16 protein-coding genes are annotated in these 15,251 nt (G+C 74.9%); 2 read left to right on the forward strand and 14 right to left on the reverse strand.

The genetic code is table 11. The annotated features are described in order from the left end of the window. Positions 1 to 231: 231 nt before the first annotated feature. The 10 genes from ACFY3U_RS00380 to ACFY3U_RS00425 all read right to left on the reverse strand — a co-directional run bounded on the left by ACFY3U_RS00380 (position 232) and on the right by ACFY3U_RS00425 (position 8,968). Complete coding sequence (locus ACFY3U_RS00380; RefSeq protein ID WP_387192459.1) at positions 232 to 936, reverse strand: 3-keto-5-aminohexanoate cleavage protein; 705 nt, start codon at positions 934 to 936, stop codon at positions 232 to 234. A gap of 4 nt (positions 937 to 940) precedes the next feature. Next, positions 941 to 1,636 carry a regulatory protein RecX gene (locus tag ACFY3U_RS00385; protein ID WP_387192461.1) on the reverse strand — a complete coding sequence of 232 codons (696 nt, stop codon included), beginning with the start codon at positions 1,634 to 1,636 and terminating at the stop codon, positions 941 to 943. Between the two features lie 13 nt (positions 1,637 to 1,649). Next, positions 1,650 to 2,696: a recombinase RecA gene (gene recA / locus ACFY3U_RS00390; protein WP_387192463.1), complete on the reverse strand. Its 1,047-nt coding sequence runs from the start codon at positions 2,694 to 2,696 to the stop codon at positions 1,650 to 1,652. 184 nt (positions 2,697 to 2,880) lie between these two features. After that, positions 2,881 to 3,081 (reverse strand): DUF3046 domain-containing protein, encoded by a 201-nt coding sequence (locus ACFY3U_RS00395; protein WP_387192466.1) that lies wholly within the window; start codon positions 3,079 to 3,081, stop codon positions 2,881 to 2,883. A gap of 4 nt (positions 3,082 to 3,085) precedes the next feature. Beyond that, complete coding sequence (locus ACFY3U_RS00400; protein ID WP_387194064.1) at positions 3,086 to 4,387, reverse strand: MFS transporter; 1,302 nt, start codon at positions 4,385 to 4,387, stop codon at positions 3,086 to 3,088. Positions 4,388 to 4,467: 80 nt separating this feature from the next. Next, on the reverse strand, positions 4,468 to 5,610 hold the full coding sequence (locus ACFY3U_RS00405) for an acyl-CoA dehydrogenase family protein (protein ID WP_387192468.1): 1,143 nt from the start codon (positions 5,608 to 5,610) through the stop codon (positions 4,468 to 4,470). Between the two features lie 20 nt (positions 5,611 to 5,630). Next, positions 5,631 to 6,215 carry a hypothetical protein gene (locus ACFY3U_RS00410; protein ID WP_387192471.1) on the reverse strand — a complete coding sequence of 195 codons (585 nt, stop codon included), beginning with the start codon at positions 6,213 to 6,215 and terminating at the stop codon, positions 5,631 to 5,633. Next, the gene (locus tag ACFY3U_RS00415; RefSeq protein ID WP_387192473.1) at positions 6,212 to 6,760 is read right to left on the reverse strand and encodes a hypothetical protein; all 549 of its coding nucleotides are present in this window, start codon (positions 6,758 to 6,760) and stop codon (positions 6,212 to 6,214) included. Before ACFY3U_RS00415 ends, ACFY3U_RS00410 begins: the two co-directional genes overlap by 4 nt. Positions 6,761 to 6,848: 88 nt before the next feature. Continuing rightward, positions 6,849 to 7,550, reverse strand: a complete 702-nt coding sequence (locus tag ACFY3U_RS00420) for a UdgX family uracil-DNA binding protein (RefSeq protein WP_387192476.1) — start codon at positions 7,548 to 7,550, stop codon at positions 6,849 to 6,851. Positions 7,551 to 7,627: 77 nt separating this feature from the next. Beyond that, a complete protein-coding gene (locus ACFY3U_RS00425; RefSeq protein WP_387192479.1) occupies positions 7,628 to 8,968 on the reverse strand; it encodes an aminotransferase class I/II-fold pyridoxal phosphate-dependent enzyme in 1,341 nt (446 codons plus the stop codon). Between the two features lie 38 nt (positions 8,969 to 9,006). Here ACFY3U_RS00425 and ACFY3U_RS00430 point away from each other — a divergent pair, with 38 nt between their 5' ends. Together ACFY3U_RS00430 and leuE are read left to right on the forward strand one after the other, a co-directional pair. Further along, complete coding sequence (locus ACFY3U_RS00430; protein ID WP_387192482.1) at positions 9,007 to 10,251, forward strand: bifunctional pyridoxamine 5'-phosphate oxidase family protein/GNAT family N-acetyltransferase; 1,245 nt, start codon at positions 9,007 to 9,009, stop codon at positions 10,249 to 10,251. A 2-nt stretch (positions 10,252 to 10,253) separates the two neighbouring features. Next, positions 10,254 to 10,919 carry a leucine efflux protein LeuE gene (leuE, locus tag ACFY3U_RS00435; RefSeq protein ID WP_387192485.1) on the forward strand — a complete coding sequence of 222 codons (666 nt, stop codon included), beginning with the start codon at positions 10,254 to 10,256 and terminating at the stop codon, positions 10,917 to 10,919. An 88-nt stretch (positions 10,920 to 11,007) separates the two neighbouring features. On the opposite strand, the gene ACFY3U_RS00440 is transcribed toward leuE, so the two are convergent. From ACFY3U_RS00440 to mnhG, 4 genes are all read right to left on the reverse strand, one after another. Beyond that, on the reverse strand, positions 11,008 to 11,928 hold the full coding sequence (locus ACFY3U_RS00440; protein ID WP_387192488.1) for a sporulation protein: 921 nt from the start codon (positions 11,926 to 11,928) through the stop codon (positions 11,008 to 11,010). Positions 11,929 to 12,279: 351 nt separating this feature from the next. Further along, positions 12,280 to 13,344, reverse strand: a complete 1,065-nt coding sequence (locus ACFY3U_RS00445) for a hemolysin family protein (protein ID WP_387192491.1) — start codon at positions 13,342 to 13,344, stop codon at positions 12,280 to 12,282. Then, positions 13,341 to 14,714 (reverse strand): hemolysin family protein, encoded by a 1,374-nt coding sequence (locus tag ACFY3U_RS00450; RefSeq protein ID WP_387192494.1) that lies wholly within the window; start codon positions 14,712 to 14,714, stop codon positions 13,341 to 13,343. The genes ACFY3U_RS00445 and ACFY3U_RS00450 overlap by 4 nt, the downstream gene beginning before the upstream one ends. A gap of 161 nt (positions 14,715 to 14,875) precedes the next feature. Continuing rightward, positions 14,876 to 15,211, reverse strand: coding sequence for a monovalent cation/H(+) antiporter subunit G (gene mnhG / locus ACFY3U_RS00455; protein WP_387192497.1), 336 nt, complete (start codon positions 15,209 to 15,211; stop codon positions 14,876 to 14,878). Between the last annotated feature and the right edge of the window lie 40 nt (positions 15,212 to 15,251).

Here is a 15,251-nt window from a genome sequence, read left to right on the forward strand (position 1 = left end):
CGGATACGCGTCAGCGACTCGACACGCCGGGGATGCTGCCGCTGACGCGTATCCGATCAAGGAAAGCCGCCCGCCCGACGCGGCTGCGCCCGGAGGCGCCGTGGGGCGCCGTGGACGCGGCTGCGGGGCGCCGGGGGCGCGGCCGTGGGGCGCCGGGGGCGCGGCCGCGGGGGGGGGGGGCGCCGACGCCCGGGGGTTGTGGGTCGCCGGACGACGGACCTGCTGGCCGGGTCAGCGGGCGCCGAGGGCCCGCGCCGCCTCGACCAGGGCGGGATTGCCGGGGGCGGGGCGGCCGTCCGGCTGGAGCAGGGTGTCCTCCAGCCCGATCCGGGTGTGCAGGCCTCGATCGACCGCCTCGGCCAGCACCGGCCAGGCGGCCCGGCCCTCGCCGTGCAGCAGCACCGGCGGCCCGCCCGGGCCGAGGGCGTCGAGCATCGCGCCCGCGTCCGCCAGCGCGGCGGCCGGCTCGTCGGGGGTGCACTCGATCAGGACCCGGCCGGCCGGCACCCGCCACCGTCGCCAGGCGCGTACCGCGTCGACCGTCCAGAGGCCGGCCTCGACCAGGATCCCGCGCTCGTGCAGGGCGGCGGCCACCGCCTCGGCGCCCTCCTCGTGCGCATTGACCGAGGCGAAGTCGGGCAGCACCGACCAGGCGTGGACGGCGGCCACCCGGGCCGCCGGGTCGGGCTCGATCCAGGCGCCGGTGCTCACCCCCACCGGCAGCCCGGGCCGGGCCGCCCGCAGCGCGGTCACCGCCTCGGCGATCACCGCCGGGGCCAGCGACTCGGCGCCGGTCGCGTCCCGGGGATGGGCGTGCACCGCGGCGGCGCCCCGCTCGGCGCAGCGCGCCGCGTCGGCGGCCAGCTCGGCCGGGGTCACCGGCACCGCGGGGTGCTCGTCGCGCCGACGACCGCCGTTGAGGCAGACCTTCAGCACCGGCTCACCCTCCGCCGCGCTCCAACTCGCCCTCCGCGTCGGCGAGCGCGTCGGCGTCGATCTGGTCGGCGAACTCGGCCGCCTCGGCGCTCTGCGCGGCCAGCGCGTCCTTCACCGCCCGGATCGCCACCCCCGGCGGGTACCCCTTGCGGGCCAGCATCCCGACGAGTCGGCGGAACACCGCGTCCGGCTCGCCCCGGGTGGTGCGCAGCTTCCGGTCGACCAGGGCGCGGGCGGTTTCCGCCTCGGTCTCCTCGTCCAGCTCGCCGAGCGCCTCGCTGGCCACCTCGCCGTCCACGCCGCGCTGACGCAGCTCGTTGGCCAGGGCCCGGCGGGCCAGCCCGCGACCGTTGTGCCGGCTGGACACCCAGGCGCGGGCGAACGCGGCGTCGTCGATGATGCCGACCTCGTCGTACCGGTCGAGCACCTGGGCCGACACCTCGTCGGAGATGCCCTTCTTCGCCAGCGCGCCGGCCAGCTCCGCCCGGGTGCGCGGGCGGACCGCGAGCTGCCGCAGGCAGATCTCCCGGGCGACCTCGGCCTCGTCGCGGGGCGCTGCCGGTGTCGCCTCCGGCTCGGTGTCGGTGGACCGGCCGCGGCGACCCCCACGGCGGGGGCGGGGCGCGGCGGTGCCGTCGTCACCCGTACGGGGTGGGCCGGCATCCCAGCCCCGCCCCGTACGGGCGCGTCGTCCTGCCACTACCGGCGGCCGATCAGAAGTCGACCGGCGGCAGCTCCGGGCCACCGGCGGCGTCGCCCGCGCCGACCCCGACGCCGAGCTTCTCCAGGATCTTCTTCTCGATCTCGGCGGCCACGTCCGGGTTCTCCTTGAGGAACTCCCGGGCCTTCTCCTTGCCCTGGCCGAGCTGGTCGCCGTCGTACGTGTACCAGGCGCCGGACTTGCGGATGATCGCCTGCTCCACGCCCACGTCGATCAGCGAGCCCTCGCGGGAGATGCCCTTGCCGTACATGATGTCGAACTCGGCCTGCTTGAACGGCGCGGCGACCTTGTTCTTCACGACCTTGACCCGGGTGCGGTTACCGACCACGTCGGTGCCGTCCTTGAGGCTCTCGATGCGGCGCACGTCGAGCCGGACCGAGGCGTAGAACTTCAGCGCCCGACCACCGGTGGTGGTCTCGGGTGATCCGAACATGACTCCGATCTTCTCGCGGAGCTGGTTGATGAAGATCGCCGTGGTGCCGGTGTTGTTCAGCACGCCGGTGATCTTCCGGAGCGCCTGGCTCATCAGCCGGGCCTGCAGACCGACGTGGCTGTCGCCCATCTCGCCCTCGATCTCGGCGCGCGGCACCAGGGCCGCCACCGAGTCGATCACGATGATGTCGATCGCGCCGGAGCGGACCAGCATGTCGGTGATCTCCAGCGCCTGCTCGCCGGTGTCCGGCTGGGAGACCAGCAGGGCGTCGGTGTCGACGCCGAGGGCCTTCGCGTAGTCGGGGTCGAGCGCGTGCTCGGCGTCGACGAAGGCGGCGATGCCGCCGGCCCGCTGGGCGTTGGCCACCGCGTGCAGGGCGACCGTGGTCTTACCGCTGGACTCGGGGCCGTAGATCTCGACCACCCGGCCGCGCGGCAGACCGCCCACGCCGAGCGCCACGTCGAGCGCGATGGACCCGGTCGGGATGATCGAGGTCTGGACGACCGGGCGCTCGCCCAGCCGCATCACCGAACCCTTGCCGAACTGCTTGTCGATCTGCGCGAGAGCAAGGTCGAGTGCCTTCTCCCGATCGGGCCCTGCGGCCATGTTTGCCACCCCTGCCTTCGCCGGCGTCTTTCCTGAGCTTCGCGTCACGCGGACACGCTAGGCGCTGGGTCCGACAGAAAACCAGCCGACGGGCCGCGAGCTGTGGACGAGCACCCCGCTGTGGACAATAGCCGAACACGTGTACGACTCGGCAAGCGACACGCGGAACCGGCGAAACGGCCGCTCAGCGTAGTCGGGCGGGCACCCGGTCGGGATAGGCGGCGCAGACCGCGCGCCACACCACGTGCGTCTGCTCGCCCGCGCGCAGCGCCTGCTCGATGGTGCGGCCGCCGAGTTCGGAGAGCACCTGGTCCCTGGCGATGCTGGCCGCGTAGCCGGGGCCGAACGCCTCCTCCAGTCGAGCCCAGAAGTCGGTGAGCCGCACGTGGTCAGTCCTCCTCGTCCGGTGCCGCGGGTGGCACCGTCCGCAACGCTAGCGCCACCAGCGGCACCACGGCGATCGCCGCCAGCAGGGTGAGCACCGGGAAGCTCGACGCCCGCAGGACGAACCCGCTCAGCGCCGCGCCCACCGCCCCGGTCAGGCCCATCACCAGGTCGGAGAGCCCCTGCACGCTGGGCCGGACGGCCGCCGGCACCGACTCGGACAGCAGGGTGGAGCCGGCCACCATGGTGCCCGACCAGCCCAGGCCCAGCAGCACCAGGCCGATGGAGAGCCGGACCGTGTCGTCGCCGGCGGTGCCGGCCACCGCGCAGGCGGCCAGCAGCAGCCCCACCCCGCCCAGGATCACCGGCCGCCGGCCGAGCCGGTCGGCGAGCCAGCCCACCACCGGGGAGAACGCGTACATGCCGGCGATGTGCAGGCTCAGCACGATGCCGACCACCCGCAGCACGTCGGCGTCGTCGTGCGAGTCGCCCAGGTGCACCGGGGTCATCGACATCACCACGACCATCACCACGTGGCCCACCGCCACCGCCGCGATGCCGAGCCGGGCCATCGGCAGCCCGCGTACCACCTGCCAGGCCGCGCCCATCCCGGCGGCCGGCGCGGCCGGGGCGACGCCCGGCGTGGTGGCCGCGGCGTCGGCCGCCGCCAGCCGGCGGGCGGTGAGCAGCGGGTCCGGCCGCAACAGCACCAGCAGTACGCCGGCGCAGAGCACGAACGCGGCGGTGCTGAACGCGAACGGCCCGGCCAGCGGCGGCAGCCCCCAGCCGGTGGTCGCCCCGTCGGCCAGCGCGGCGAAGTTCGGTGCGGCCACCGCGCCGATCGTGGTCGCCCAGACGATCAGGGAGAGCTGCCGGGCGCGCCGGGTCGGCTCGGCGAGGTCCACCGCGGCGTAGCGGGCCTGGAGGTTCGCCGCGGTGCCGCCGCCGAAGAACAGCATCCCGAGGAAGAGCAGCGGCACCAGGTGGGTGACCGCCGCGAGCACCACCAGCACGCCGCCGATCGCCCCGACCAGGTACGCCACGGCCAGCCCCGGCCGCCGGCCGCGCGCGTTGATGATCCGGGTGACCGGCACGGCCAGCAGCGCCCCGCCCACCACGGCGGCGCTCTGCGCCAGGCCGGCCAGCGCGGTGCCGGCGATCCGGGCGGCCAGCAGCGCGCCGACCGACACGCCGATGGTCAGCCCGATCCCGCCGACGATCTGGGTGCAGAACAGCAGGCGCAGGGTGCGCCGCTGGATCGGCGCGACGTCGGACGCGGCGACCGGTGCGGTGGCGACCGTGGTCATCGGCTTCTCCTGGTGGCGGTGCGGGCGGGCGGCGCCCTCATCCTCGTCCACCCACCCCGCCCGGGGGCACCTCGGTTTCGCTACAGGCCGAGCCCCCGCCCGATGATCTCCTTCATGATCTCGGTGGTGCCGCCGTAGATGGTCTGCACCCGCCCGTCCAGCCAGGCCTTCGCGACCGGGTACTCCGTCATGAAGCCGTAGCCGCCGTGCAGCTGCAGGCAGCGGTCGGCGACCCTGTTCTGCAGCTCGGTGGTCCACCACTTGGCCTTGGCCGCGTCGGTCACCGACAGCCGGCCGGCGTTGAACTCGGCCACACAGTGGTTGACGAAGGTCCGGGCGATGGTGATCTCGGTGTCCAGCTCGGCCAGCAGGAACCGGTTGTGCTGGAACGAGCCGATCGGCCGGCCGAAGGCCTCCCGGGACCGGGCGTACTCCAGGGTGATCGTCAGCAGCCGCTCGGCGGCGGCCACCGCCGCGACGGCGATGCTGAGCCGCTCCCGGGGCAGGTTGGCCATCAAGTGGTAGAAGCCGTGGTTCTCGGTGCCGATCAGGTTCTCCGCCGGCACCCGGCAGTCGTCGAAGAACAGCTCGGCGGTGTCGTTGGCCTTCAGGCCGACCTTGGCCAGCCGCCGGCCCCGGGCGAAGCCGGGCGTGCCGGTCTCCACGGCGACCAGGCTGACCCCGTGCGCGCCCTGGTCAGGCGCGGTCCGCACCACCACGATCACCAGGTCGGCCAGCTCGCCGTTGGTGATGAAGGTCTTCTGCCCGTTGAGCACCCACCCGTCGCCGTCGCGGACCGCGGAGGTGCGGACGCCGGCCAGGTCGCTGCCGGCGCCCGGCTCGCTCATCGCGATCGCGGTGACCAGGTCGCCGGAGCAGAAGCCGGGCAGCCAGCGCTTGCGCTGCTCGTCGGTGGCCAGCTCGGTGAGGTACGGCGCCACCACGTCGTTGTGCAGGCCGAAGCCGAGCCCGGAGCAGCCCGCGGCGACGATCTCCTCGTCCAGCACGGCGTTGAACCGGAAGTCCCGCTGCCCGCCGCCGCCCAGGTCGGCGTCGACGTCCATGCCGAGCAGCCCGGCCGCCCCCGCCTTGCGCCACACCTCGCGGTCGACGATGCCGTCGGCCTCCCAGCGCTCGTGGTGCGGCACCGCCTCGCGGGCCAGGAACTCCCGGCACAGGTCGCGGAACTCCTCGTGGACGGGCTCGTAGAGATGCTGCTCCATGCCGGCCAGTGTGGCACCGCTCACCCGCGCTGCCCAGCGGCCCGGCGCTCCAGCCGGCGGACCCGGCGCAGGGTGTCCGCCGCGAACCCGCCCACCAGCACGGCCACCAGCCCGAAGAAGCCCGCCCAGGACCGGTCGTCGCTCGCGTACCACCCGACGGCCGCCAGGCCGAGGGCGAGCGGCAGGCCGACGAGGAGACCGGACCAGGCACCCCGACGCAGCCAGGCGAGGTGGTCCGGCAGCGCGGCGCGCAACCGGTCGTCGTCCGGCGGCGTCCCGTGGCGTACGGCCCGACGCAGCGCCCGCTCGTCGGCCGGCCGCCGACCGGCCAGCTGGGGAGTGACGGCGATCGCGGGCGACATCGCCAGGCTCAACAGAGCGCCGGTCAGCAGGTTCTCCGGCCACGAGTCGGTGCGGTTGAAGAACAACCTGAGCAGCGCGGTCAGCGGGATGCCACACGCCCAGGCCAGCACGAAGCGCAGCAGCGGCGGAATCCGGCGGACCACGTCCGGCCCGGTCCGGTCGGTGGTCACCGGCGACTCGGCCCGGTCGGAGGACTCTGCCTGGTCCGGCGGCACCGGCGGCTCGGCGCGGTGGGCGGTCACAGGGCGACCGGGCCGGTACGGGCGGCCGGGGCGGCCCTCAGTCGGCGTACCCGGGTCAGGGTGCGGGCCGCCGAGGTGGCCACCGCGACCAGCACGGCGCCGAACACCGCGGCGCTGGTCGGGCGGTCGACGGCCAGGGCGGCCGCGGCGAGCCCGCCGAGCAGCAGCGGGCCGCCGACCGCGCCGATCAGTGCGCCGCGGCGGGCCGCCGGCAGCTGGTCGAGGACGGCGGCCCGGTCCCACTCGTCGGTCGGCAGGGCGCCGGCGCGCAGCGCGTCCTGCGTCCGCTGCCAGCCCTCGGCGCGCTCGGCCGCGGCCCGGGTACGGAAGGTGCCGCCCGCCCGGGACATCAGGAACAGGAACAGCGCCGACCAGAAGACCCCCCAGTAGCCGGCCCGGACCAGCATGAGCGGCAGCGGGCCGTCCGGGTCCTCGTACCAGCGGACGGGCAGGTAGAGCAGCGTGCCCAACACGGCAGTCGACACGTACGGCCCGGGCGCACCGAGCGGGACGAACCACATCGGGGAGCGGAAACGGTCGGCCATGACGGACGGATACCCATCCGGACGCCTCGACACTCCGCTGTGGACTAACCACGAGCACAGCCTGGTACGACCGCCCGGGCCGGGCCGGTCAGCTCGCCAGGGCGCGGGCGGCCACGGTGAGGTCGGCGACCAGCCCCTGGTACGCCTGGTCCTGGTCGTCGGCGCGCAGCACCGCGGACGGGTGGATGGTGGCGAGCAGCCGGGCGGCTGGCGCGTCGGCGACCTTCCCGGCGCTGTCCACCGGCACCCGGGCGAAGTCCTCGGGGTGCTGGGCCGACGCCGGCCAGGGCAGCAGCTCGCCGCGCTGCCGGGTGACCCGGAACGACGGGCCGAGCAGCGCCTTGGCGGCGGTCGCGCCGAGCACCACCACCAGCTCGGGGTGGAGCCGGGCGAGCTCGGCGACCAGCCACGGCCGGCAGGCGGTGATGTGCACCCCGTCCGGGGTCTGGTGGATGCGCCGCTTGCCCCGCAGCTCGTGCCGGAAGTGCTTCACCGCGTTGGTGATGTAGAGCTGGGCCGGGTCGATGCCGGCCTCGTCGACCGCCTTGCGCAGCAGCCGGCCGGCCGGGCCGACGAACGGCAGCCCCTTCTGGTCCTCCAGGTCGCCGGGCTGCTCGCCGACGAACACCACCCGGGCGCTCTCGTCGCCCCGGCCGAAGACGGTCTGGGTGGCGTCCCGGTAGAGGTCACAGCCCTGGCAGCCGGTGGCCGCGGCGCGCAACGCGTCGATCGTGTCCGCCTGCGGCGGGATGAACTGCTGGGCCCCCGGGGCCTCGATCTGCTCGGCCATGCCGACCGTTCTACCCCGCGGGCGACGGTCCACGCGGCAACCCGTCCGGCGCGCCGGGCCCGACCGACCCGGGGGGCTCAGGTGGTGAAGGGGACCGGCCTGGCCGGGTGTACGGCGTGGACGACCGCGTCGGCGAGCGGCGCCAGATCGGCGTCGGCCAGCGAGCTGACCGTGACCCGGACGGCGGGACCGGCGCCGAGCCGGTAGAGCGCGCCGGGGGCGACCGACCAGCCCGCGTCGCGCAGGGCGGTCACCACGGCCGTCTCGTCGGGCACCGGCAGCCAGACGTTGATCCCGGTACGCCCGTGGGCGGTCACGCCGCGAGCGGCGAGCGCGTCGCGTAGGCCGTCGCGGCGCCGGTCGTACTCCCCGGCGGCCCGGGCGACCAGCGCGGCGGTGGCCGGGTCCCGCCAGAGCCCGAGGACCAGGCGTTGCAGCACGGTGGATACCCAGCCGGCGCCGACCCTGGCCCGGCCGGCGACCCGGGCCACGGTGGCCGCGTCCCCGGCCAGCACGGCCAGCCGCAGGTCGGGGCCGTACGGCTTGCTCACCGACCGGACGAAAGCCCAGGAGGGCGTCGCCCCGGCGAGCGGGTGCAGCGGCACCCGGGCCAGCTCGGCGGCGTGGTCGTCCTCGATCAGCAGCAGGTCCTGGCGGCCGGCGAGCAGGTCGCGCAGCGCCGCCGCGCGGTCGGCGGAGATGGCCGCGCCGGTCGGGTTCTGGGCGCGGCTGGTCACCACCAGGGCCCGGGCGCCCAGGGCGAGCGCGTCGCGGACCCCGGCCTCGGTCGGGCCCTCGTCGTCGACCGGGACCCCGACCGGGCGCAGGCCCAGCGCGGCGACCAGGTCGAGCAGGTTGGCCCAGCCCGGATCCTCCACCGCGACCGGGTCGCCGGGGCGCAGGTGCGCGGCGAGCAGCCGCTCGATGCCGTCCAGGGCGCCGCCGGTCACGGTGATCTCGTCGGCCGGCACACCGTCGGCGGCGAGGCGTTCCCGGGCCGCGGCGGCCAGCGCCGGGTGCACGGCGTCCGTCGCGTACCCGGTGGGTGGGCCGACCTCGGCGGCGAGCGCGGCCAGCCGCGGGCCCAGCGGCGGCAGCAGCCGGGGGTCGGGCTGACCCAGGGACAGGTCGTGGGTGCCCGGCGCGGGCGGCGGGTGCAGCGCGGAGCGCTGGGCGGCGACCGGCGGGCGGGGGCGCACCCGGGTGCCGTGCCGGCCGGCGGCGTCGACCAGCCCGCGCCGGCGCAGTTCCTGGTACGCCCGGGCGACGGTGGCCGGGCTGACGCCCAGCTCCCCGGCGAGCGAGCGGACCGCCGGCAGCGCCTCGCCCGCCGCCAGGGCGCCGGTGCGGATGCCGGTTTCCACGCTCGCCGAAATGGCGGCCGACGTCGCGCCGGCGATCTGATAACGTACTGCCACATTTTCAGGATTGTACTAGCACGAAGGCGGGATGTCGCATGTACTCCCCGACCCCTCGCACCACGGCGAGTCGCCTGCGCGACCGGATGAGCTACGACCGGGCCGCCGCGCACGCGGTGCTCGACGAGGCCTGGCACTGCGCGCTCGGGTTCGTCGTGGACGGTGAGCCGCGCCTGCTGCCCACCCTGCACGTCCGCGTCGACGACACGCTCTACCTGCACGGCTCCACCGGCAGCCGGCCGCTGCTGGCCGCCCGGGCGGCCGACGGGCTGCCCGTCTGCGTGTCGGTCACCCTGCTCGACGGGCTGGTCTACGCCCGCGCCCAGTTCAACCACAGCGCCAACTACCGCTCGGTGGTGGCGCACGGCACCGCCCGCCTGGTCGTCGACGACACCGAGAAGGCCCGGGTGCTGACCGCGCTGGTGGAGAAGGTGGGCACCGGCCGCAGTGCGGACAGCCGGCCCCCGAGTCGCCGCGAGCTCGCCGAGACGGCCGTGCTGGCGCTGCCGCTGCACGAGGTGTCGGTGCGGTCCCGCGCCGGCGGGGTCGGCGACGATCCGGCCGACCGCGACCTGCCGTACTGGGCCGGCGTGGTGCCGATGACCCTGACGCCGGGGCTGCCCGAGCCCGTCCCGGGGGTCGGCCTGCCGGTCCCGGCATACCTGCGAACGGCCGGATCCCCGTGGCGGGAGGCGCCGGCGCTGCGCGGGGAGCACGTGTGGCTGGAGCCGCTCGACCTGGCCCACGCCGACGAGCTCTTCGCCGCCACCGCCGAGCCGCAGGTGTGGGCACACCTGGGCACCGCGCTGCCGTCCGACGTGGCAGACATGACCGCCGTGGTCCGCGACGCGCTGGCCGCCGCGCACCGCGGAGAACGGGTGCCGTGGGTGCAACGCTGCGCCCGGACCGGCGCGCTGGTGGGCAGCACATCGTTCTACGACATCGACCCGCAGCGGCGGTCCGTCGCCATCGGGTACACCTGGCTCGGCCGGCCCTGGTGGCGCAGCGGCATCAACACCGAGGCCAAGCTGCTGCTGCTCGGGCGGGCCTTCGACGAGCTGGGCGCGGTGCGGGTGGTCTGGCACACCGACCTGCGCAACACCCGCTCACAGGCGGCCATCGAACGGCTCGGTGCCACCAGGGAGGGCGTGCTGCGGATGCACCGGCAGCGCCCGGACGGCTCCTGGCGGGACACCGTGCAGTACGCGATGACCGTCAACGAGTGGCCGAACGCACAGTTCACGCTCCAGGAAAGACTTCGCCGCGCGGCACCGGTGGGGTGAGGATGGCGGGCGTGCTGGGCATCACCGACATCTGGACGTACGTGCTGGGCACCGTGGCGATCATCCTGCTGCCCGGGCCCAATTCCCTCTTCGTGCTCTCCACCGCCGCCAAGCGCGGGGTAGGGGTGGGTTACCGGGCTGCGGGCGGGGTGTTCGTCGGCGACTCGGTGCTGATGATCCTCTCGGCGGCCGGGGTGGCGTCGCTGCTCAAGGCGTACCCGCCGCTCTTCCTGGTGATCAAGTACGCGGGCGCGGCGTACCTCGGCTATGTCGGGGCGATGATGCTGCGTGGCGCCTGGCGGCGCTGGCGCGACCGCAACGACCCGGAGGCGCCGCGGCTGATCGACGCGGCCGAGCCGGCGGCGCTGCGCAGCCCGTTCCGCCGGGCCCTGGTGATCAGCCTGCTCAACCCGAAGGCGATCCTCTTCTTCATCTCGTTCTTCATCCAGTTCGTCGACCCCGGTTACGCCTGGCCGGCCCTGTCGTTCCTGCTGCTCGGCCTGATCGCCCAGGTGACCAGCGCGCTCTACCTGACCGCGCTGATCTTCGCCGGCACGTTCCTGGCCACCCAGTTCCGCCGCCGGCGGCGGCTGGCCGTCGGCGCCACCACCGGGATCGCCGTGCTCTTCCTCGGCTTCAGCCTGAAGCTCGCCACCGCGTCGGTCTGAGGCTGCCCACGGCCGCGCGGGCCGCGTCGGTCGTCCCTGCGCCGGCCGCCGCCGGCCTCGGCGGCGGCCCGCACCGCCCGATGACCGGTCAGGTGCCGTCGCCGCCACCGCCGACTCCCCCGCCCCCGGCGGTGCCGCCCAGGCCGTAGCCGGGGGCGACCGGCTCGTCGGGCGCCCGGCTGACGTGTGCCGACTCGGTGATCCTGGCCCCCCAGTGGGCGTCCGACGCGGCGTCGGCGTGCCGGTTGATCGCCGCGCGCAGCCAGCCGTTCACCACCTCCACCCAGTCCCGCCGGTCGGCCCCGGCGTGCCAGGTGCGGAAACGGCTGATGCTCTGGTGGCTGATCCCGGTGAGCGACAACCGGCGGTCCATCCAGAGGATCACCTCCAGCCCGGCCGAGTTCGTCACGAAGATCACCTCGAGTTCGGTGATCGGGCCGGCGTAGAGCGGCCCCACCCAGTAGCCGAGCCGCTGGTGCACCGGCAGGGTCTGCTCGACCCCGGGCAGCCGGCCGTGCGCCAGGCCGACCTGGCGCATCAGGAAGCCCAGGGTGTCCAGCGCGGCCAGCACGTGCTGCTGGGTCGGCACGGGGTGGACGAAGACCGGCACCATCGCGCCCTGGTCCAGCTCCGGGTCGACCGAGACCTCGGTACGCAGGCCGGTGCGCATGCTCATCAGCGGCACCCCGCCGAAGATGGTCAGCGGCGTCTCCCAGGGCAGCGGCAGCGCGAAGTCGATCGCCCGCCGCCGGCCGGCCGGCACCACGAACCGCCCACCGACCGGCACCTGGTGGTACTGCACCAGCCGGCGCGGCGAGCGCGGGTCGTCCGGTTCCGCGGTGGCCACCAGCCCGAGCCGGACGTGCCGGACCGGTACGTCGTCCGGCCCGGCGGCCAGGACGATCCGGCCGGGCAGGCGCAGCCCGGGCCGGGTGCTCGGATTGGTCAACGTGGTGGTCACCGACAGCCCGGTCCAGCCGGACTCCCGCGACACCCCGGTCAACCGCATCCGCCCGCTCCCCCCACGCCCGCCGGCCGTCCCGGGCGCTTTCCCACCGACCGCCCCGCCACTCCTGCCCCCGCCCGAGCGCGCGCCCCGCCCGGCCGTCGCACCGGGGACGCCCGCCGAGCGCCACTCGTCCGTCCACGACGTTCGCACTGGAACCAGGAAGTAGTGGCCTCCCTCGGCATGTCGGCATTGGATGCCACTACTTCCTGGTTCGAGCGCGATCATGGGCGTGATCATGGGCGTGCGGGGCGTGATCGGGGCGTGATCGGGGCGTGCCGTGGACAGCGGGCCCGGAGACGGGCCGGCCGCCGGACCCCGAGGGGAGCCGGCGGCCGGTGCGGCGGACGGTTGTCAGCGCAGGCGTCGCCCGCGGGGCACCGGGTCCGTCTCATCATCGAACTCGCCGATGACCTCCTCGAGCAGGTCCTCCAGCGCCACGAAGCCGATCGGTCGGGTGGGGCCGCCGCCATTGCGCACCAGCGCCAGCTGGGACTGGTCGGCGCGCATCGCCGCCACCGCCTGGGTGATCGATGAGGTGCCCGGCAGGGTGAACGAGCGGGTCATCAGCTCCCCGGCGGTCGCCGGCCGGCCGGTGGTCACCGCCCGGACCGCCTCCCGTACGTGCACCAGCCCGCAGACCTCGCCGTTCGGGTCGACCACGGCCAGCCGGGACCGGCCGCTGTCCCGGCTCACCTGCTCGATCCGCTCGGCGGTGTCCTCCCGGCGGATCGTGACGATCTTCTCGAACGGCTCCATCACGTCCGCCACGGTGGTGCCCTGCAGCTCCAGCATGCTGGTCAGCAGCTCGTGCTGTTCCGCGCCGAGCAGGCCGTGCTCGCGGGACTGCTCCAGCAGGATGCGCAGCTCGTCCGGGCCGTGCACCTGGGCGAGCTGGTCCTGCTGGTGCACCCCGACCAGCCGCAGGATGACGTTGGCCAGCCCGTTGAGCGCCGACAGCACCGGCCGGGCGACCCGGGCGAAGGCCCGGAACGGCAGGGCCAGCAGCATGGCCGAGCGCTCGGCGTCGGTGATCGCCCACGACTTCGGGGCCATCTCGCCGACCACCAGGTGCAGGAACGTCACCAGCCCCAGCGCGAACACCAGCGCGATCACGTGGCTGGCCGCGTCGGGCAGCCCCACCGCGTGCAGCACCGGGCTGAGCAGATGCTCGATCGCCGGCTCGGCGAGCGCGCCGAGGCCGAGCGTGCACAGCGTGATGCCCAGCTGCGCGCCGGCCAGCATCAGGCTGAGCTCCCGGACGCCGTCCAACGCCGCCTTGGCGGCCCGGCCGCCACCGGCGGCCGCCTGTTCCAGGCGGTACCGCTTGGACGCCACCAGGGCGAACTCGGCGGCCACGAAAAAGCCGTTCAGGGCGAGCAGGAGCACCGAGATCATCAGCGCCACGACGGGGCTCATGCGGCCTCCTCCCCGCGCTCCGGAGGCGCGCCGGCGACCGAACCGGCCAGCCGCAGCCGGACCGAGTCGGCCACGTGCCGGTCCACCGCCAGCACCTCCACCAGCGCCGTCGGCCGGTCCGCCGGCTCCTCGCCGTCGGTGGCCAGGTCGATCTCCAACCGGTCGCCCACCTCGGGCACCCGGCCCAGCTCGCGCATCACCAGGCCGGAGAGCGTGTCGTACTCCGGCGCCTCGGGCAGCTCGATGCCGGTGCTGTCGGCGACCTCGTCGATCCGCCAGCGGGCCGGCACCACCCACGAGCCGTCGTCCTGCCGGGCCGGGGCGCGCTCGGGCGGGTCGTCCTCGTCGCGGATCGGCCCGACCAGCTCCTCGGCGATGTCCTCCAGCGTGATCACGCCGGCGAAGCCGCCGTACTCGTCGACCACGCAGGCGAGCTGCCGGTGCCCGGACCGCAGCCGGTCCAGCACCGTCGGCAGCGGCAGCGTCTCCGGCACCAGCAACGGGGGTACGGCCACCGCGCTCACCGGGGTGCTGCCACGCTCCGCCGGCGGCACACCCAGCACGTCGGCGATGCCGACCACGCCGATCAGGTCGTCGACGCCCTCCGCGCCGTGCACCGGGAACCGGGAGTGGCCGGTGTCGAGCAGGTCGACCACCCGGCTGACCGGCTCCTGCGCCCGTACGGTGTGCACGTCGACCCGGGGGACCATGGCCTCCCCGGCGGTCAGCTCGCGGAAGTCGAGCCCCCGGTCGAGCAGGTCGGACATCTCGGCGTCGAGGCTGCCCTCCTCGCGGGACTCGGCGATGATCTGTTCCAGGTCCTCCGGGGTGGCGCCGCTGGGCAGCTCCTCGATCGGCTCGATGCCGACCCGGCGCAGCAGCCGCACGGCGGCCCGGTCGAAGAGCGTGATCAGCGGGCCGGCCAGCCTCAGGTACATCAGGGTGGACCGGCTCAACGCCCGGGCCAGCGGCTCGGCGCGGGCGATGGCCAGGTTCTTCGGGGCCAGCTCGCCGAGGACCATCTGCACGACGGTGGCGATGACCAGGGCCAGCACCACCGACAGCGGCAGGCTGACCGCGGTGGAGACGCCGGCCACGCCGAGCAGCTCGGCCAGTCCGGCACCCAGGTACGGCTCGGCGACGTAACCGACCAGCAGGGCGGTCACCGTGATGCCCAGCTGGGCTCCGGAGAGCATGAAGGAGAGCCGGCCGGTCACCTGCAGCGCCCGGGCGGCGGCCTGGTCCCCCGCCTCGGCCTGCTGCTTGAGCCGGCCCCGGTCCACGGCGACGTAGCCGAACTCCTGGGCCACGAAGTAGCCGGTGGCGGCGGTGAGAACGATGATGAGAAGAAGGCCTACGACGATCAACACGGGTCGCTCAGGGCTCCCGGGGACGTCGGGCGGTGGGATTGCCGGGCATGACCCGGCTGGCTACTGCTGCCCTCCTGGGCAGAGGAGTCGATCATGCAGGCAATTCTATCGGCGGTTGCTGAACGCCCGCTGAAGGTGGGGACAACCGGCCCGCTCGTCCCCTATCGCCGCTGCTCGGCCAGGTCGTCGGTCTCGAGCAGGCTGCGGTCCACCCGCCCCGACCGGTAGGCGGCCCGGCCGATCATCTGCGCGGCCACCGGGGCGGTGGCCAGCTGGAAGACCGCGACCAGCGCGATCATCCCCAGGTCCGCCGGGGTACGCAGCCGCAGCGCCAGCCCGACCAGCAACAGCAGCACCCCGAGCACCTGCGGCTTGGTGGCCGCGTGCATCCGGTCCAGCACGTCCGGGAAGCGCAGCACGCCGATCCCGGCGACCAGGCTGAGCAGCGCACCGGCCACCAGCGCCACGGCCCCCAGCCAGTCGGCGACCATGCTCATGAGTCCTCCCTTGTTCGCGACTGCGGGGCTCGCAACCCCG

This window comes from Micromonospora sp. NPDC000089 (assembly GCF_042899365.1).
In the GTDB taxonomy this organism is placed as follows: Bacteria; Actinomycetota; Actinomycetes; order Mycobacteriales; family Micromonosporaceae; genus Micromonospora.

What these genes read in the sequence shown, in the direction of transcription:
- recA (WP_387192463.1), bottom strand. Translation starts at nt 2,696, where the DNA reads ATGGCCGCAGGGCCCGATCGGGAGAAGGCACTCGACCTTGCTCTCGCG.
- ACFY3U_RS00400 (WP_387194064.1), bottom strand. Translation starts at nt 4,387, where the DNA reads ATGACCACGGTCGCCACCGCACCGGTCGCCGCGTCCGACGTCGCGCCG.
- ACFY3U_RS00405 (WP_387192468.1), bottom strand. Translation starts at nt 5,610, where the DNA reads ATGGAGCAGCATCTCTACGAGCCCGTCCACGAGGAGTTCCGCGACCTG.
- ACFY3U_RS00415 (WP_387192473.1), bottom strand. Translation starts at nt 6,760, where the DNA reads ATGGCCGACCGTTTCCGCTCCCCGATGTGGTTCGTCCCGCTCGGTGCG.
- ACFY3U_RS00420 (WP_387192476.1), bottom strand. Translation starts at nt 7,550, where the DNA reads ATGGCCGAGCAGATCGAGGCCCCGGGGGCCCAGCAGTTCATCCCGCCG.
- ACFY3U_RS00430 (WP_387192482.1), top strand. Translation starts at nt 9,007, where the DNA reads ATGTACTCCCCGACCCCTCGCACCACGGCGAGTCGCCTGCGCGACCGG.
- leuE (WP_387192485.1), top strand. Translation starts at nt 10,254, where the DNA reads ATGGCGGGCGTGCTGGGCATCACCGACATCTGGACGTACGTGCTGGGC.
- ACFY3U_RS00440 (WP_387192488.1), bottom strand. Translation starts at nt 11,928, where the DNA reads ATGCGGTTGACCGGGGTGTCGCGGGAGTCCGGCTGGACCGGGCTGTCG.
- ACFY3U_RS00445 (WP_387192491.1), bottom strand. Translation starts at nt 13,344, where the DNA reads ATGAGCCCCGTCGTGGCGCTGATGATCTCGGTGCTCCTGCTCGCCCTG.
- mnhG (WP_387192497.1), bottom strand. Translation starts at nt 15,211, where the DNA reads ATGAGCATGGTCGCCGACTGGCTGGGGGCCGTGGCGCTGGTGGCCGGT.